The sequence below is a fragment of the Streptomyces echinoruber genome, from assembly GCF_014651135.1.
Lineage (GTDB): Bacteria > Actinomycetota > Actinomycetes > Streptomycetales > Streptomycetaceae > Streptomyces > Streptomyces echinoruber.
In genome coordinates this window covers 44,886-60,756 of record NZ_BMWH01000020.1, presented here as the reverse complement: position 1 = coordinate 60,756, position 15,871 = coordinate 44,886, and the positions used below count along the sequence as shown (strand labels likewise).

Below are 15,871 nucleotides of genomic sequence, written 5' to 3'. Positions count from 1 at the left end.
GCCGGACGGGTGGTCTTCACGGCAGCCTCACCGTCCGGATCGTGATGCCGGGGGTGGGCGCGGTGCGGGCGTGCTCGGCGATCTCGCGGATCTGCTCGGCCCAGCTCGGGGACAGCTCGCGCGGCGTCTGCCCGGCCAGGGCCTTGAGGACGGCGCCGTGCGCGAAGTCGAGGTGCTCGACGGGCTGGGGCAGCGACTGGATCTCCAGCAGGCCGCGCGCGGTGTTGGCCGGGTTCCAGCCGGTGAACACGACCGGCCCGGCGTACGGCTGGATGTTGGCGCCGAGCGTGGCGAGCACGCAGGAGCCGGTGATGTTGCGCGGGTACCGCTCGGGGTACAGCAGGCCGATGTCGTTGACCCAGCCGGCCACGGCCAGGCCCGGGAGGTGTACGCGGGCGCGCCCTTCGGGGCCGAGGAGCGTGTCCCAGGCGAGCGGGCCGTCGTGGTGGGTGAGGTTGCCGTCGGGGGTGATCACGGCATAGCGCAGCGCCGTCATGAGGGTGTTCCTTCTGTGGTGGTGGGCTCGCCGAGGTAGCGGGCGTGGACGACCCACATGCCAGCGGCCTTGCGGGAGTACCAGGCGGTGTACGCCCCGGCGGGCTGGTAGGGGCTGAGCTGTCCGCGGCGGATGCCGCTGGCGGTGCTGCGGGCGGTGTGGCGTGTGCCGTACGTCCCGACGACCGCTTCACTGCCCGGCGCCGCGCGCAGTTCGGCGGCACGCGTGCGGTGGCGGGCCAGTCCCGAGATGGCGCCGCCGCTCGGCGGTTTCGTACTGGGCTGCGGGATGCGCAGACCGGTCAGCCAGCCGGCCCTGGTCGCCACGGCCACGGCCTGGGTCGCGTTCTGCACCTCCAGCCGGTCGATGATCTTCGACACGTGGGTGCGCACCGTGACTGTGGAGATGCCCAGGCTGTGGGCGACGATCTGGTACGTCGCGCCGTTGGCGATCTGCGTCAGGATGTCGAGTTCCCGCTCGGTGAGCGGGCACGGCGACGGATCGTCGTGCGTGGCGCCGGTGGTCTGGCGCCACGTGTGGATGACGCTCTCCACGGCGTCGAGCGTGGCGAGGGTGTTGTCGCCGCCGGCGGCGCCCCACAGCTCTTCGAGGAACGCGGCGAGCTGGTCGGCGCTGAGGTGGCGTGCCCAGGGGAAGGCGGGCCGTCGGGTGCGGGCGGTCATCGCGTGCTCACCCCCGGCGTGCCGCGACCGGACAGCGTGGCGAGGCGGCGGTGCAGCGCGGCGACTTCGTCCTTGAGCCGGGCGACCTCGCCGTACAGGTTGCGGACGTCGGTGCGCGCGTGGGCGGAAAGCTCGATGTCCGCGACCATCTGGGCGGGGTCGGTGTCGGTGTGCTCGACCCAGGTGAAGGGGCCGAAGCCGCAGGGCAGGCCGTCGTCGCCGAGGTGCACCGGCCACGGCCCGCGAGTGGCGGCGGTGATCCGCTGCTGGACCTGGCGCAGGTAGGTGTCGGAGAGCGGGTCAGGCACGGCGGCCGTCCTCGGCGTCGAGGGCGGCCAGGACCTCGCGGAGGACCTCGCACACGCCGCCGAAGTGGCGGGCGATGGCGCAGGAGTCGGCGGTGTCCAGGTCGAGCGCGTTGGCCTCGTCGAGCGTGCGGCGGGCCTGGGCCCGGGCGATGTCGAGCGGCGGTACGAACGTCGGGGCCGCCGGCAGGTCGGTGTGTGCGATGCTGGTGTGCATCGGGTCCACCTCTTCCGTCTTCTCGGGATGCGTGGCTGGTGGGCCGAGGGCTCGTCGGATGCGCCCCGACGGGCCCTCACTGCTGTCAGGGGCGGGGGGTACGGCAGCGGCGGCATTCGAACCGCCAGACGGGGTTGTGGTGACCGCAGGCGCCGCAGAGCCAGGAGCAGGTGACGGCGGGGACGCGCATCAGGCCGCTGCCTGGATGGGCGGTTCCCGGGTGGCCATGGGGCTGAGCAGGATCACGAGCCGGGCGATCTCCCCGTCGGTCAGGCTGCACTGGGGGCACTCGCCTGGATCGGTGCCGTGGTCGCACGACTCGTTCCAGCCAGCCTGGAAGGCCTCGTCCACGGTGCGGCATATCCGCCCGGGCATCAGGCCGGCTCCTTGGCTGCATCAGCGGGGAGCAGGTCTGCCACCTCGCAGCCCAGGATCTCGGCGACCTTCGCCTGGTCGTCGGGGGTGAGCTCAGAGATCTCGCAGCCCAGCATCTCGGTGACCTTGTCCACGTCGTGGGGGCCGACGGTGACCAGGCCCAGAGACACGAGGTCCGTGAGCTGCTGGAGGCGGCTTTGGACCTCGTTCGGGGGGAGCAGGTCGACGATCTCGCAGCCCAGGACTTGAGCGGCCTTGGCGAGGGTTTCGGGGGAGAAGTTCGCCTTGCCATTGGAGACGGCGCTCACGAGCTGCTTGCTGACCCCGATGGCCTTGGCCAGTGCGTTCTGGCTCAGACCTGCTTCCACCCTGCGGCGCGTGAGTCGCTGGGGGTCGATGGGGGTTCTCATGTCAGAGACTGTATGAGACTCAATCGAACAGTACAAGCCTCTACAACATGCGGCTGTGACTTTTTTTGACTTGGCCCGTTGTGGTTATACCGAGAGGGTTCCGAGTGTGGAGGTTGTGTGGGGAGCCCTAGGCGGGGGGCCTGCCCGGTCCGGTACAGTCCAAGAAAGTCCAGCACCAGGAGGGACGGGGCAGACGGTCATGGGAGCACCGGCGACATCCCCCCCGCCGGAGGCGACGCTCATCCGCCTCGCGCGCGAAGCGGCCGGGCTCAGCCCGGAGAGCGCGGCAGCCCGCATGGAGATCAAGTTCAGCGGCAGCCGGTGGCGGCAGATCGAGCGCGGCTGGCGCGCGGACTTGAACGGGCCGGTTATCGCTCCCGCGGCCACCCTCGCCCACATGGCCTGGACGCTCGGCATCACCTCCGAACGGCTCGCCGAAGCCGGACGGGAAGACGCCGTGGCGATCCTGCGCGAGATGGAGCGCTCGAAGGCGCCGGCATCCCCCGAGGCTGCCGGCCAGGGGCCGCTCGCCGAACTCGAAGAGTGGCAGCAGCAGGTGATTCTGAACGCGCTCGACGAGCGCCCGCGCAGCGCCCGGGAGAAGGCGCTGCTGCTGCGCACCCTGGCGGCCAAGATCGAGGCGCAGGCCGCCAGGGAGGAGCAGCGGGCGGAAGACAATGCGACGCAGGCCCCTACCCGCAGCGCTTCGTGAACCCCTGGCCAGGGCTCGGTAACGGGTCAGTCACGATCCGCACATACGCAACTGTTGACCGTTCAGCTTTGGCGCATTCTCATCGCCTGTACCGCACAAAAAGTTGAACCGTGTGCTGCTCGTAGGGGATGGAATGACGATCATCATTCTCGCGGGCGCACTCGGCGTCGTCGGCATCGTCGTGTTTCTGCTCTTCCGGCAGCTGAGGGAACTCAGCTGGCAGCTCACACAGCTACGCGTCGAGCGCGACAGCGAAAGGATTCTGCGCGACATCGGACTAGGAGGTCTTGAGCCAGCACCGATCACGGATCCAGCAGACCAGCCCGAACCCGTACGGAAGAAGCGCCATCTCGCTCTCTATCTCGGCGGCTTCTCCGCCCCCCTGCTCGGACTGCGCGACCTGGCCCGCCGCCATCGCCGAACGCTCGTCGCCGGCGGCGCAGTCACCGCGGCAGCCGCTGCGGCTGTGAGCATGGCGCTGATCCTCAGCGGAGATCTGACGCCGCCATCGGGGCGGCAAGGCCCTGTGCCCCGGTATACCTCGCCCGCCCCGACACACACCGCGGGACCCACGCCGCGGCCGTCGCCGTCGTCCACCGGTCCGCCGGGAGGCCAGCCTCCCGGGCCCGGCGGCGGCTCCGGGGACGGCGGCGGCCAGCAGGTCATGACGGTGACGGATACAGGGCAGCCCCTGGGAGCGCTGGCGCCTCCCAGAAGCCCGGAGCCGTCCGGCAGCACGCCTCCGGGCAGGCGGCCTCCGGACCAGGGCGGCAGCCGCACAGCGATGACGCCCGTCCCGTCGGCGCCGCCACCCCGGCCGTCGGCGTCCGCCTCCTCGACGGCTCCCCCGGCCACCGCGCCCGCGCCCCCGTGCCTCCACATGCGCACGGTCGCCGAGCTGCGCCTGTGCCTGAGGCTGGCCGTCTGAGGGCTCTCCAGCACGGCCCAGGGCTCCGGTGCACCACACGGGCCGGAAGCCCCGGGCCATGCCCGCTGCTACTCGGAGGCCAGCGTCCGCCGCCACATCTTCACCGACGCCGGATCGAAGCCAGGGCCCTGCTTCGCGGGAAGGATGGCGACGTGCCACAGCGTCTGGATGGTGGCCGCACGGACGTCGACGTGCTCAGCCTCCCATGCCTCACGCGTGATGCCGATCATGCGGTCCAGGCGCCGGTGCCGTCTGCTGGCGGACAACTGCGCACGCAACTCGGTGAGTTTGCGGTCGTAGCTGGCCACCGACTTCATCGCGAGGATCGGGTCGATGTCCGGATCGTCAGCGGCGTTCTCGATCTGCTGCTTGAGGGCCGCCTTGCGCTGCTCCAGAGCGGCGATCTTCCGGCGGACGTCGGACTGCCCGTCGGTCTCGGCCGCGCGCATCTCGCTGACCAGCCGCGGATCGGCGAGCAGACGCAGCGTCCTGCCTACCACGTAGGCGTCCAGATAGGCCTGGTTACGGCCCTTGCCGCACAAACGGCAGTAGTAGAGACGGGACTTGCCGATCGGCTTGGTCGACAGCCTGACGTGCGGGTACTTGCACAGCCGCAGCGGGATGCTGCACACGGCGGGCACCGTCGGGCCGGCCTTCGGATCGTGGCACGTCGAGCAGATGGCGTGCCCGCTCAGCAGATACTTGCGCGCTCGGCCGTGATAGCCGTGCGCGCTGGCCTTCTCGGCGAACAGGGTCCGCAGGTCCTCCAGCATCTCCAGGGGGATGACCTCGTCCCATGCCGCCTTGTACAGGACGCCCTCGTACTCCACGAGCCCGGCCATGCGCCACGCGGTCAGCGCGCGGGTCAGCGTGGTCTCAGTCCAGAGGTTGCCCATCGAGGTGCGGCTGCGCTGGTTCATCCACCGAACCGCACCCCTCTTGCTGAGCCCGGCGAGGATGCGCTCCGCCACTTCCGCCAGCAGCTCGGTCTCCTCGGGGACCGTCTTGTCGAAGTCGAGGACGGGGACTTCGATCTCCTCGCCCGTGCGGCGGTCCACCTTGGTGCGCATCTTCCCCGTGGGTACTCCCCAGCCGAAGGGACGCCGGCCTCCCGGGCGGGAACGCGCCAGGGTCTTGCCGCCCTTGCCCGTCATCCGGGACCTGACGCCGACGCGCACCCGGCGGCTGGTGTTGTCGGACTCGCGGCACGCCTGGGCGGCCTCGATGCGCAGGATGAACCGGTCGTCGGGGTTGGACAGGTCGCGGACGCCGGAGACGGAGGCCAGGGGAATGCGCCGGGTGTCGGCGATGTTGAGCAGGAGCTCCAGGTCGTACGGCTGCCGGATGAGCCGGTCGCCGTGGTAGGTCATGATCCCGTCGTGGTGGTGGTTGGCCTTCGGGTCGGACGGGATGAGCCGGCTGCTGTCGCTGTCCAGGGTGATCAGCATGCGGTCCCAGTCGGGGCGCTTGCGGTTGCGCTGCCAGGCGGAGCGCGAGTTGTCGACGTAGACGCAGCAGAAGTCCGGCCACTTCAGGCGCGCGCCCATGGCGCGGCCGTCCTCCTCCTGCCGCTCGACTTTCTCCAGGGAGCCGTCGGGCGCGTAGGACAAGCGGCAGTACAGGGCGGGACGTTGAGGGATCAGCGAGGTCATGGCGGCCTCCAGCACAGGCCAGGCGGTGGTGGGGCCCCTGCGCGGGGCCACAGGCATGTATTGGTGTTTAGCACACGTTGAGTGGAATAAACGTCGCTTTTAACAGCGCCGCCGTCGATCTGGTGGCCGCCCTGCGGCGCCCGGTCATGCCGGGCTTCCACGCCGCCTTCAGCCTCGGCGGCATGGCCGGCGCCGGGCTGGGCGCGCTGGTCGCCGGCACGCTGTCGCCGGTGCGGCACCTGCTCGGGATCACCGTGATCGGGCTGCTGGTCACCGCCGCGGCGGGGCGGACCCTGCTGCGGCACGCGCCGCCGGTCCCGCCGGAGCGCGCCCCACGGGACGCGCCGCGAGGCGCGCCGCAGGACGTACCACGGGGCACCCCGCGAGACGTGCCACGGGACGCGCCGCCCGTGCGCCGCATGGCCGCCGGCACCCGCGGCCCGGTGGTCACCTTCGGCCTGATCGCCCTGTGCACCTCCTACGGCGAGGGCGCCCTGGCCGACTGGGGCGCGCTGCACCTGCGGCAGGACCTGGACGCCGCGCCGGGTGTGGCGGCGGTCGGCTATTCGTGCTTCGCGCTGGCCATGACCGCGGGCCGGCTGACCGGGACGGCCCTGCTGGAGCGGCTGGGACGCACCCGCACCCTGGCGGCCGGCGGCGCCACCGCCGCGACCGGGATGCTGCTGGGTGCGCTGGCCCCCTCGACGTGGGCCGTGCTGCTGGGCTTCGCCGTCACCGGCCTGGGCCTGGCCAACAGCTTCCCCGTCGCGGTGGAGCGGGCCGGTGCGCTCGCCGGACCCGGCGGCGTCGCGGTCGCCTCCACCTTCGGCTACGGCGGCATGCTGCTCGGGCCGCCCGCGATCGGCTTCATGGCGGACTGGTTCTCCCTGCCCGCCGCGCTCACCAGCGTGGCCGCGCTGGCGGCCCTCGCCGCGCTCGTCGCGCTCACCACGCGCCGGGCGGCCTCCGGCTGAGCGCCGCACGGTCACCCGGTGGAGTTCCCACCGACGCCCGTGCCGGTGCGCGAGGGGCGGGCGGGTGCGTCCGGCGGGCCGCTTGCCCGGCCGGGCGCAGGGCTGTTTGACTGCTCGTACGACCGGTCGGGAAGGCCGCACGAGCAGTCACGGGGGGCACATGACCAACGGCCGGGGGCGTCGCACGAAAGCCGAACAGGACGCGGCGACCGTCGAGATCATGTACGCGCTGTGCAGCGCCGCGTTCGCGGCGGCCGTCGTCTTCGGGGCCGTGGCCGGGCCGGTGCTGCTGTTCGACCTGCCGCGCCCGGTGCGGTCGGCGCTGCTGGGGGCGGGCACCGTCGTGGCACCGGTGCTGTTCCTGGCCCGGGTCGTCAGCGTGCTGCTCCGCTTCCACCACGGGGACGGGGCCCGGGAGAGCCACCCGGAGTAGCCGGCCCCGCGGGCCGTCCGAAGCGGCCGGCTCGGTGAAGTCCCGAGCCGGCCGGCCCGGCGAAGCCACCTCCACCCCCCGACCCGGCGAAGCCACTCCCGCCGGCCGCCCCGGTGAGGCTTCCCGCCCCCGGCCGGATCAGCCGAGCCAGCCGGGGCGTACGAGCCCCGACTCGTAGGCCATGACGACGAGTTGGGCCCGGTCCCGCGCGCCGAGCTTCACCATGGTGCGGCTGACGTGGGTCTTCGCGGTGAGCGGGCTGACGACCAGGCGGCGGGCGATCTCCTCGTTGGACAGCCCGATGCCGACCAGCGCCATCACCTCCCGCTCCCGCTCGGTGAGCCGGGACAACGCGCCGGCCGCCGCGGGCTGCTTGGAGCGGGCGGCGAACTCGGCGATCAGACGGCGGGTCACGCCGGGCGACAGCAGCGCGTCGCCCTGCACCACCGCCCGTACGGCGCGCAGGAGTTCGTCCGGCTCGGTGTCCTTCACCAGGAAGCCGGAGGCGCCGGAGCGGATCGCCTCGAAGACGTACTCGTCGAGCTCGAAGGTGGTGAGCATGACCACCTTCACGTCCGCCAGCGCCGTGTCCCCGGTGATGCGGCGGGTGGCGGCCAGGCCGTCCAGGACGGGCATGCGGATGTCCATGAGGACGACATCGGGCCTGAGCTCGCGGACCCTGCGCAGGGTCTCCTCCCCGTCCGCGGCCTCCGCCGCGACCTCGATGTCCGGCTGCGCGTCGAGCAGCGCGCGGAACCCGGCCCGCACCAGCGACTGGTCGTCGGCGAGCAGTACGCGGATCACCACTCCTCCTCCCTGATCCGGGCGTTCTCCAACGGCAGGACGGCGAGCACGCGGAAGCCGCCGTCGGGACGCGGGCCCGCCTCGATCGTGCCCCCGAGCGCGGCGGCCCGCTCCCGCATCCCGGCCAGCCCGTTGCCGCTGCCGCCCGCGTCCGCGCCGGTCGGCGGCCCGTCGTCGTCGACGCGCAGCCGCAGCGCGCCGTCGCGTTCCTCGATGTGCACGCACGCCTGCCGGGAACCGGAGTGCCGTACGACGTTGGTCAGGGCCTCCTGGACGATACGGAACGCGGCGAGGTCCGCGCCGGGCGGGAGCCGGCGCGCCGCGCCCTCGACGTGCACGGTGAGCCCCGCGACCGCGGCCTGCTCCACCAGCTCCGGCAGCCGGTCCAGTCCAGGGGCCGGCGCACGCGGCGCGTCCCCGGGCGCGCGCAGCGTGTCGAGCACCTGGCGCACCTCGCCGAGCGCCTCCTTGCTCTTGGCCTTGATGGTGGCCAGCGCGGTGCGCGCCTGTTCGGGGTCGGTGTCGAGGAGGGCGAGTCCCATGCCCGCCTGCACGTTGATGACGGAGATGCTGTGGGCGAGGACGTCGTGCAGCTCGCGGGCGATGCGCAGCCGTTCCTCGTCGGCGCGCCGCCGGGCCGCCTGGGCGCGCTCGGCCCGCTCCCGGGCCCACTGCTCGCTCCGCGCCCGGGCCAGCTCGGACACCGCCACGATCGCCGCCACCCAGGCGGCGACGGCGATCTCCTGCGCGTACGGCGCCGGCCCGTCCCCGCGCGGCGGCAGCCACCGGTACAACCAGTGCGCCACCAGCACGTGCGCCGCCCACAGCATCCCCACGGCCGACCAGGCGGCCCGGCGGTGCCCGGCGACGACGGCGCTGAAGCAGGCGACGGCGACGGTGAGGAGGACCGGCCCGTAGGGGTATCCGGCGCCCAGGTAGACGGCGGTGACGGCCGCCGTGCCGAAGACCACCGCCACCGGGAACCGCCACCGCCACAGCAGCAGCACCCCGGCGAGCAGCAGCAGTACCCGCGCGAAGGCGTCCGGCTGCACCCGCTCCCCCTGCTGCGCGTGCGCCGCGAACCGGGAACCGGCCAGCACCATCGCCGTGAGCAGCGCGGTGGACGGCCACGGCCACCGCCGCTCGCGCGCGCGGTCCCGCCACGGGGGCAGCCCGGAGCTCCACGAGGGACCGGAGCGCCACGGGGGACCGTACCGCCACCACTGCGGCGGCCCGTCCCGGTGCCCGCGCTCCTCTTCCATGCCCGCCACGCTAGACCGCCGACGCCCCGCCCGGCGTCCACCGGGCGGGGTGATCACACGTACTCCCCGGGAAGTACGCCGCCGCCGGCCGGTGCGGTACGGGCCGAGCGGTCCGTCCCGACGGCCGGTGCGGCCTGCGACCTGCGGCCTAGTGCAGGCCAACTCCCTGCGCGAGCCGTGTCACCGCGTGCCGGAAGAACGCCTCGCGGTCCTCCACCACGCGGTGGAACTGGCCGAACAGCTCGAAGCCGACCAGCCCGTACAGCTGCGCCCAGGCCGCGACGAGCGCGGCGACGGTCTCGGGCGGAAGGTCGGGGGCGAAGTCGGCGGCCATGCGCTCGGCCTCGGGGCGCAGTTCGCCGGGCAGGTTGAGCAGCGCCAGCCCGGGGCCGCGGTGGGCGGCGCGGACGACGCCGATGAGGGTCTTGCCGACGCGGGCGGCGGCCGGGATGGTGGTCTCGGGGGCCTCGTAGCCCGGGACGGGGGAGCCGTAGATGAGCGCGTACTCGTGCGGGTGCGCGAGCGCCCAGCGGCGGACGGCCTCGCAGACCGCCGTCCAGCGGACCAGCGGTTCCGCGTCGGCGGACGCGTCGGCGGCGGCCTCCGCGGCCTCGCCGAGGGAGTTGTAGGCGTCCACGATCAGCGCGGTCAGCAGGTCGTCGCGGCTGGGGAAGTAGCGGTAGAGGGCGGAGGAGACCATGCCCAGCTCGCGGGCCACCGCCCGCAGCGAGAGCCGGGCGGCGCCCTGTGCCGCGAGCTGCCGGCGCGCCTCCTCCTTGATGGCGGCGGTGATCTCGTTCCTGGCCCGGGCGCGGGCGCCCTGCGCGATGCTGCTCATGGGTGACAGTGTTCCACGGATGCGAGCGGTGCACACAGAAGAGACCGGCGCACGCGTCGCGAATCGGTGCACTCGGATAAGCACACTGCACGCAGAACGGATTGGCGCACACTTACGAGAGCACTGCTCTTGATTTCCCTCCCGCCCTCCTTCAGACTGACAACAAGCGAGAGCACTGCTCTCGAAGAGCACGTCGAAGCCGTGGAGTGCAGCGCTCTCCCCCTCATCCGGAGGTCACCATGTCGTCGTCCTACTACGCCCAGGCCGGCTCGTTCACCGCCCGCTTCAACCGCCTCGTCGGCTGGCTGGCCCGGCACGGGATCAGCCTCGCCGGTTCCGCGGAGCTGTCCGTGCGCGGTCGCACCAGCGGCCGGATGCAGCGCCTGCCGGTCAACCCGCACACGTACGCCGGTGCGCAGTACCTGGTCTCCGCCCGCGGCCACTCGCAGTGGGTGCGCAACATGCGCGTGGCCGGCGGCGGCGAGCTGCGCGTGGGGCGGAAGGTGCGCACCTTCACCGCGGTGGAGCTCCCCGACGCCGAGAAGCTCCCCGTCCTGCGCACCTACCTGCAGCGCTGGGGCTGGGAGGTCGACCGGTTCTTCAACGGCGTCACGGCCGCCTCCTCCGACGAGGAGATCATGGCCGTCGCCCCCGACCACCCGGTGTTCCGGATCACGGTCGACGACAAGTGATCGCCGCTCTCACCTGACCGCCACCCGCACCTGACCGTCACCCGCACCTGATCGTCGCCCGTACCGGGGAGTCCCTCAGGCGTCCTGGGCGGGCCGCCGGTCCAGCGCCGTCAGGGCGCGCTGGGCCATCGGGTGGGTGCGCACGAGCTGGGCCAGGGACGTCGAGCCCCGGGTGATGTCCCGGAAGGCGTTCCACGCGGGCCGGAATCCGGTGAGGGCGGCGTGGAACAGGCCGGGCCGCCGCTCGAACACCGCGAGCATCCGCCGTCCGACGCCCATCTCCACGCCCAGGCCCGCCTTGACGGCGAACGCGTAGTTCAGGGCCTGGCGGCGGGTGTCCACCGCGTCGGGCGCCTCGGCGATGCGCACCGCCCACTCCCCGGCCAGCCGCCCCGAGCGCAGCGCGAACGAGATGCCCTCCCGCGTCCACGGCTCCAGCAGGCCGGCCGCGTCGCCGCACACCAGCACCCGGCCGCGCGACAGGGGCGAGTCGTCGGTACGACAGCGGGTCAGATGGCCGGAGGACAGGGCGGGTTCAAAGCCGGCCAGGCCCAGTCGGCCGATGAAGTCCTCCAAGTACCGCTTGGTGCCCGCTCCTTCGCCGCGGGCGCAGATGACGCCGACGGTGAGCGTGTCGCCCTTGGGGAAGACCCAGCCGTAACTGCCGGGCAGCGGGCCCCAGTCGATCAGGATCCGGCCCCGCCAGTCCTCGGCGACGGTGTCCGGCACCGGGATCTCCGCCTCCAGGCCGAGGTCGACCTGTTCCAGCTTCACCCCGACGTGGGCTCCTATCCGGCTGGCGCTGCCGTCCGCGCCGACCACGGCCCGCGCCAGCAGCGTCTCGCCGCCCTGCAGCACGACGGCGACCGTGCGCCGGTCCGGCACCGCCGGCCCGTGCTGCTCGACCCGTACCACCGTGGCGCCGGTGCGCAGTTCGGCGCCCGCCTTCTGCGCGTGCTCGACCAGCCGCTGGTCGAACTCGGCCCGCTCCACCAGTGCGAACAGCATCTGCTTGGAGCGGCGGGTGCGGGTGAAGCGGCCGTTGTGGGAGAACGTCACCGCGTGCACCCGGTCCTTCAGCGGCAGTTCGAAGCCGGGCGGGAGCGCGTCGCGCGAGGGGCCGATGATGCCGCCGCCGCAGGTCTTGTAGCGGGGCAGCTCCGCCTTCTCCAGCAGCAGCACGCGCCGCCCGGTCACCGCCGCCGCATAGGCCGCGGACGCCCCGGCGGGTCCCGCGCCCACCACGACGACGTCCCAGATGTGCCGCTCGTCGTCCGCCGAAGAGTTCTCGCCGCTCACGTTGGTCCACCGCTCCGATCACGTCCGATCAGGGCGCCTGCCGCACCTGTCCCCCGCATCCTACGGCGGACGTCCTCGCAGGCCGTTGTGGGAGGATCGGCCGGAAGGGGCGGGGGAGAGCCGGAAGCAGGACAATCTCCTGCGCCGTTGCGCACACCGGGCGGCCCGCGGGGCCCGTGCTCCGCGCCGGTCCGCCCTGTTCCGTACAATGTCGCACCCACAAGGAGCGTGCCCATGTCGTCGCATCCGGTCGCCGAGACCGTCGCCTCGCTCATGCCCAGGGCGCGGGCGGAGCTCGCCGAGCTCGTGGCGTTCAGGTCGGTGGCAGACTTCGAGCAGTACCCGAGGAGCGAGAGCGAGGGCGCCGCGCGGTGGATCGCGGACGCGCTGCGCGCCGAGGGTTTCACGGACGTGGCCCTGCTCGACACCCCGGACGGCACGCAGTCGGTGTACGGCTACCTGCCCGGCCCCGAGGGCGCCAGGACGGTCCTGCTCTACGCCCACTACGACGTGCAGCCGCCGCTGGACGAGGCCGGCTGGACCACTCCGCCGTTCGAGCTGACGGAGCGCGACGGCCGCTGGTACGGGCGCGGTGCCGCCGACTGCAAGGGCGGTGTCATCATGCACCTGCTGGCGTTGCGCGCGCTGAAGGCCAACGGCGGGCTGCCGGTGCACGTGAAGGTGATCGTGGAGGGGTCCGAGGAGCAGGGCACGGGCGGTCTGGAGCGGTACGCCGAGGAGCATCCCGACCTGCTGCGGGCCGACGCGATCGTGATCGGCGACGTGGGCAACTTCCGGGCCGGCCTGCCGACCGTGACCACCACGCTGCGCGGCATGACCATGGTGCGCGTGGAGGTCGAGACGCTCGCCGGCAACCTGCACTCCGGCCAGTTCGGCGGTGCGGCGCCGGACGCGCTGGCCGCGCTGATCCGCGCGCTGGACTCGCTGCGCGCCGAGGACGGCTCCACCACCGTCGACGGGCTGGCCTGCGACGCCGTGTGGGACGGGCTGCAGTACGACGAGGAGGAGTTCCGCCGGGACGCCAAGGTCCTGGACGGCGTCGGGCTGATCGGCTCCGGCACGGTGGCCGACCGGATCTGGGCCCGCCCCGCCGTGACCGTCCTCGGCATCGACTGCCCGCCCGTGGTCGGCGCCACCCCCTCCGTGCAGGCCCGGGCCCGCGCCCTGGTGAGCCTGCGGGTGCCGCCGGGCGTGGACGCCGCCGAGGCGACGAAGCTGCTGCAGGCCCATCTGGAGTCGCACACCCCGTGGGGCGCCCGGGTACGCACCGAGCAGGTCGGCCAGGGCCAGCCGTTCCGCGCCGACGCCACCAGCCCCGCCTACCGGGCCATGTCCGACGCCATGGCGGTCGCCTACCCCGGGCAGGAGCTGCAGTACGCCGGCCAGGGCGGTTCCATCCCCCTGTGCAACACGCTCGCCGCCCTCTACCCCGCCGCCGAGATCCTCCTCATCGGCCTGAGCGAGCCCGAGGCGCAGATCCACGCCGTCGACGAGAGCGTCTCCCCCGACGAACTCGAGCGGCTCGCGGTGGCGGAGGCGCTGTTCCTGCGCAACTACGCGGGCTGAGGGGCCGGCCTCCCGCCCGCCCCGCCCTCTGCCCTGGGCAGAGTCCCCTCGCCCCGCGCCGTCCGTCCCCCTTACCGTCGCCCCGTGGACATGGACGTCGTACCGCTTCCGCCCCGTCTGCACCTGCTCCGTTTCCCGGTCGGCCAGGCCTGCCTGTGGGCGGGACGGCGGTGAACTCACGCTGGTCGACGCCGGACCGCCGGGGGCGGGGGGGTGCGATCGCCGACGCGGTGCGGCGGCTCGGGCACGCGCCGGCCGGCGTACGGCGGATCGTGCTGACGCACTTCCCCGAGGATCACGCCGGCGGGGCGGGCGAGTTCGCGGCGCTGAGCGGGGCGGCGGTGCTCGCCCACCGGCTGGACGCGCCGTACGTGCGCGGGGAGGCGCCGGGGCCGCCGCCGGTGCTTCAGGACGGGGAGCGGCCGCTGCTCGAGCGGGCGCGGCGGCTGCCGCACGCCGAGTCGGTCCGGCCGCGGCGGGTCGTCGAGGTCGGTGACGGGGACGTGCTCGGCTTCGGCGGCGGCGCGCGCGTGGTGCACGTCCCCGGACACACCGAGGGCAGCGTGGCGCTGCATCTTCCGTGCCACGGCGTGCTGTTCACGGGAGACGCGGTCGCCGCCCCGCCGGTGGACGGCACGGTGCTGCCGGGGGTGTTCAACCTTGACCGGGCGCGGATGCTCGCCTCCTTCCGGCGGCTGGCGCGGCTCTCGGTGGAGGTGGCCTGTTTCGGGCACGGCGACCCGGTGTTGGCGGGAGCCGGCGAGGTGCTGCGCGGGGCGGCCGGCGGCGCGGTACGGCCGTAGGGGGCCGGTGGTGGCCGTACGGCCGTGGGGAACCGGTGGTGACCGTACGGCCCGGCGGGAGCGGTGGGTGCGACCGGTGTCCGTCGAAGCGGGCCTGCTGTCCGCCGGAGGGGACCGGGGTCCTCCTGAGGGGACCGGGGTCATCCTGAGGAGAGCTGTGTCCGCCGGAAGGAACCGGTGTCCGCCGGAGAGGCCGGGGCGGGTCAGCCGACCGGCACTCCGGCCTCCAGGTACAGGGCCGCCCCGCGCTCCCGGGCGCGCAGCGCCCAGCGCAGCCGTTCGTAGCGCACCGGTGGCAGCAGGTCGGCGGCCTCCTCCTCGGTGACGAAGCGCCAGGCGCGCAGTTCGGGTCCGGGCAGCAGCACCCGCCCGGTGTCGGCGGCGTCCAGGCGGCCGCCGTCGAAGAGCAGGCGCAGGCCGCCGAAACCGGGCGGGCGGGGCTGCTCCCAGTCGACGACGAGGAGGCGGGGTACGGCGTCGAGGCGGATGCCGGTCTCCTCCGCGACCTCCCGCATGCCGGCCCGGGCGGGCGCCTCGCCGGGTTCGACGACTCCGCCGGGGAACTCCCAGCCCGCCTTGTAGGTGGGGTCGACGAGCAGCACCCGGTCCTGCTCGTCGAAGAGCAGCACGCCGGCCGCCAGCGTCTCCGCGGTCGGTTCGGGGGTCTGCACGATGTCGCACGGGGCGACGGCGCCGCTGCCGACGGCCTCGGCGATGCGGGCCGCCGCCTGGCGGGGGGTGAGGGCGCTCGTGTCGACCGGGTGGGCGTCGGCGGTGAGCCAGGAGGCCAGGGCGGCGCGGTAGGGCGCGATGTGGTCGAAGGACCACTGCCGTATGCGTATCTCACCCTCCGGTGGGTCCGGCGGGGTCCCGCGTCGGGCGATCCGCTCGCGCAGGATCGTTTCGGCCGGCGCGAGCAGAAAGTGCAGGACGGGGATCCGGCGGGCGGCGAGGCCGCCGAAGATCTCGTCGCGGTACTCCTGGCGCAGCAGGGTCATGGGCACCACGAGGGTCCCGCCGAGTTCGGCGAGCATCGCGGCCGCCGTGTCGATCACCAGCCGGCGCCGGATCGGCAGGTCCTGGAGGTCGCCGGCCTCCGCGAGGTGTTTGGGCGGCAGCAGGTGCGCGAGTGCCGCGTCGATGACCTCGGGTTCGAAGAGCGTGCTGTTCGGGATCAGTTCGATCAGTTCTTGTGCGGTGGTGGTCTTCCCCGCACCGAACGCGCCGTTGATCCAGACGACGGTCACAGGTCCCCCTCTTCTGTTGGCCCCCTGTGGCTTGCCCGCTCCACCCTGCCCCGGAAACCAGTTCCCGTGGAGAATGCGCGTACGAAGGCGCCGGCGCCCCGCGCGGTGCGGGACGCCGGCGCCGTGTTTCCCGGCCCTCGGCCGGTCGGCCGTG

17 protein-coding genes and 2 pseudogenes are annotated in these 15,871 nt (G+C 73.4%); 7 read left to right on the top strand and 12 right to left on the bottom strand.

Annotation, left to right across the window (positions count from 1 at the left end):
• Nucleotides 1-16: 16 nt before the first annotated feature.
• The 6 genes from IE225_RS21895 to IE225_RS21870 form a co-directional block, all read right to left on the bottom strand.
• Entirely contained in the window at nt 17-496 is a 480-nt protein-coding gene (locus IE225_RS21895) for a hypothetical protein (RefSeq protein ID WP_190059300.1), read from the bottom strand.
• On the bottom strand, nt 493-1,179 hold the full coding sequence (locus tag IE225_RS21890; protein ID WP_190059299.1) for a helix-turn-helix transcriptional regulator: 687 nt from the start codon (nt 1,177-1,179) through the stop codon (nt 493-495). The genes IE225_RS21895 and IE225_RS21890 overlap by 4 nt, the downstream gene beginning before the upstream one ends.
• Complete coding sequence (locus tag IE225_RS21885) at nt 1,176-1,487, bottom strand: hypothetical protein (protein WP_190059298.1); 312 nt, start codon at nt 1,485-1,487, stop codon at nt 1,176-1,178. The genes IE225_RS21890 and IE225_RS21885 overlap by 4 nt, the downstream gene beginning before the upstream one ends.
• Nucleotides 1,480-1,701, bottom strand: coding sequence for a hypothetical protein (locus IE225_RS21880; RefSeq protein WP_190059297.1), 222 nt, complete (start codon nt 1,699-1,701; stop codon nt 1,480-1,482). The genes IE225_RS21885 and IE225_RS21880 overlap by 8 nt, the downstream gene beginning before the upstream one ends.
• A 189-nt stretch (nt 1,702-1,890) precedes the next feature.
• On the bottom strand, nt 1,891-2,076 hold the full coding sequence (locus tag IE225_RS21875) for a hypothetical protein (protein ID WP_190059296.1): 186 nt from the start codon (nt 2,074-2,076) through the stop codon (nt 1,891-1,893).
• Nucleotides 2,076-2,486: a helix-turn-helix transcriptional regulator gene (locus IE225_RS21870; protein WP_190059295.1), complete on the bottom strand. Its 411-nt coding sequence runs from the start codon at nt 2,484-2,486 to the stop codon at nt 2,076-2,078. Before IE225_RS21870 ends, IE225_RS21875 begins: the two co-directional genes overlap by 1 nt.
• A gap of 295 nt (nt 2,487-2,781) precedes the next feature.
• On the opposite strand from IE225_RS21870, the gene IE225_RS21865 reads away from it, so the two are divergent.
• On the top strand, nt 2,782-3,198 hold the full coding sequence (locus tag IE225_RS21865) for a hypothetical protein (RefSeq protein ID WP_190059294.1): 417 nt from the start codon (nt 2,782-2,784) through the stop codon (nt 3,196-3,198).
• Nucleotides 3,199-3,331: 133 nt separating this feature from the next.
• Nucleotides 3,332-4,126: a hypothetical protein gene (locus IE225_RS21860; protein WP_190059293.1), complete on the top strand. Its 795-nt coding sequence runs from the start codon at nt 3,332-3,334 to the stop codon at nt 4,124-4,126.
• Nucleotides 4,127-4,194: 68 nt separating this feature from the next.
• Here IE225_RS21860 and IE225_RS21855 read toward each other — a convergent pair whose 3' ends face one another.
• Nucleotides 4,195-5,835, bottom strand: coding sequence for a recombinase family protein (locus IE225_RS21855; protein WP_229879886.1), 1,641 nt, complete (start codon nt 5,833-5,835; stop codon nt 4,195-4,197).
• A gap of 26 nt (nt 5,836-5,861) precedes the next feature.
• On the opposite strand from IE225_RS21855, the pseudogene IE225_RS21850 reads away from it, so the two are divergent.
• Nucleotides 5,862-6,752, top strand: a pseudogene (locus IE225_RS21850) (MFS transporter); the annotation flags it as partial.
• Nucleotides 6,753-6,912: 160 nt separating this feature from the next.
• Complete coding sequence (locus IE225_RS21845; protein WP_190059292.1) at nt 6,913-7,185, top strand: DUF6332 family protein; 273 nt, start codon at nt 6,913-6,915, stop codon at nt 7,183-7,185.
• A 138-nt stretch (nt 7,186-7,323) separates the two neighbouring features.
• On the opposite strand, the gene IE225_RS21840 is transcribed toward IE225_RS21845, so the two are convergent.
• The 3 genes from IE225_RS21840 to IE225_RS21830 all read right to left on the bottom strand — a co-directional run bounded on the left by IE225_RS21840 (nt 7,324) and on the right by IE225_RS21830 (nt 10,089).
• Nucleotides 7,324-7,989, bottom strand: a complete 666-nt coding sequence (locus IE225_RS21840; RefSeq protein ID WP_190059291.1) for a response regulator transcription factor — start codon at nt 7,987-7,989, stop codon at nt 7,324-7,326.
• Nucleotides 7,986-9,251, bottom strand: a complete 1,266-nt coding sequence (locus IE225_RS21835; protein WP_190059290.1) for a sensor histidine kinase — start codon at nt 9,249-9,251, stop codon at nt 7,986-7,988. Before IE225_RS21835 ends, IE225_RS21840 begins: the two co-directional genes overlap by 4 nt.
• A 148-nt stretch (nt 9,252-9,399) precedes the next feature.
• Entirely contained in the window at nt 9,400-10,089 is a 690-nt protein-coding gene (locus tag IE225_RS21830; protein ID WP_190059289.1) for a TetR/AcrR family transcriptional regulator, read from the bottom strand.
• A 239-nt stretch (nt 10,090-10,328) separates the two neighbouring features.
• Here IE225_RS21830 and IE225_RS21825 point away from each other — a divergent pair, with 239 nt between their 5' ends.
• Nucleotides 10,329-10,781 (top strand): nitroreductase/quinone reductase family protein, encoded by a 453-nt coding sequence (locus IE225_RS21825; protein ID WP_190059288.1) that lies wholly within the window; start codon nt 10,329-10,331, stop codon nt 10,779-10,781.
• A gap of 75 nt (nt 10,782-10,856) precedes the next feature.
• Here IE225_RS21825 and IE225_RS21820 read toward each other — a convergent pair whose 3' ends face one another.
• The gene (locus IE225_RS21820; protein ID WP_190059287.1) at nt 10,857-12,080 is read right to left on the bottom strand and encodes a geranylgeranyl reductase family protein; all 1,224 of its coding nucleotides are present in this window, start codon (nt 12,078-12,080) and stop codon (nt 10,857-10,859) included.
• 234 nt (nt 12,081-12,314) lie between these two features.
• On the opposite strand from IE225_RS21820, the gene IE225_RS21815 reads away from it, so the two are divergent.
• Both IE225_RS21815 and IE225_RS21810 read left to right on the top strand, forming a co-directional pair.
• On the top strand, nt 12,315-13,667 hold the full coding sequence (locus tag IE225_RS21815) for a dipeptidase (RefSeq protein WP_190059286.1): 1,353 nt from the start codon (nt 12,315-12,317) through the stop codon (nt 13,665-13,667).
• Nucleotides 13,668-13,757: 90 nt separating this feature from the next.
• Nucleotides 13,758-14,470 (top strand): annotated as a pseudogene (locus IE225_RS21810) (MBL fold metallo-hydrolase).
• 203 nt (nt 14,471-14,673) lie between these two features.
• Here the strand turns inward: IE225_RS21810 and IE225_RS21805 are convergent.
• On the bottom strand, nt 14,674-15,717 hold the full coding sequence (locus IE225_RS21805; RefSeq protein ID WP_190059285.1) for an NUDIX hydrolase: 1,044 nt from the start codon (nt 15,715-15,717) through the stop codon (nt 14,674-14,676).
• Between the last annotated feature and the right edge of the window lie 154 nt (nt 15,718-15,871).

Coding starts and splice junctions, on each gene's coding strand:
- IE225_RS21880 (WP_190059297.1), bottom strand. CDS start 1,701: ATGCACACCAGCATCGCACACACCGACCTGCCGGCGGCCCCGACGTTC.
- IE225_RS21875 (WP_190059296.1), bottom strand. CDS start 2,076: ATGCCCGGGCGGATATGCCGCACCGTGGACGAGGCCTTCCAGGCTGGC.
- IE225_RS21895 (WP_190059300.1), bottom strand. CDS start 496: ATGACGGCGCTGCGCTATGCCGTGATCACCCCCGACGGCAACCTCACC.
- IE225_RS21815 (WP_190059286.1), top strand. CDS start 12,315: ATGTCGTCGCATCCGGTCGCCGAGACCGTCGCCTCGCTCATGCCCAGG.
- IE225_RS21860 (WP_190059293.1), top strand. CDS start 3,332: ATGACGATCATCATTCTCGCGGGCGCACTCGGCGTCGTCGGCATCGTC.
- IE225_RS21835 (WP_190059290.1), bottom strand. CDS start 9,251: ATGGAAGAGGAGCGCGGGCACCGGGACGGGCCGCCGCAGTGGTGGCGG.
- IE225_RS21845 (WP_190059292.1), top strand. CDS start 6,913: ATGACCAACGGCCGGGGGCGTCGCACGAAAGCCGAACAGGACGCGGCG.
- IE225_RS21890 (WP_190059299.1), bottom strand. CDS start 1,179: ATGACCGCCCGCACCCGACGGCCCGCCTTCCCCTGGGCACGCCACCTC.
- IE225_RS21855 (WP_229879886.1), bottom strand. CDS start 5,835: ATGCCTGTGGCCCCGCGCAGGGGCCCCACCACCGCCTGGCCTGTGCTG.
- IE225_RS21825 (WP_190059288.1), top strand. CDS start 10,329: ATGTCGTCGTCCTACTACGCCCAGGCCGGCTCGTTCACCGCCCGCTTC.
- IE225_RS21870 (WP_190059295.1), bottom strand. CDS start 2,486: ATGAGAACCCCCATCGACCCCCAGCGACTCACGCGCCGCAGGGTGGAA.
- IE225_RS21830 (WP_190059289.1), bottom strand. CDS start 10,089: ATGAGCAGCATCGCGCAGGGCGCCCGCGCCCGGGCCAGGAACGAGATC.
- IE225_RS21865 (WP_190059294.1), top strand. CDS start 2,782: ATGGAGATCAAGTTCAGCGGCAGCCGGTGGCGGCAGATCGAGCGCGGC.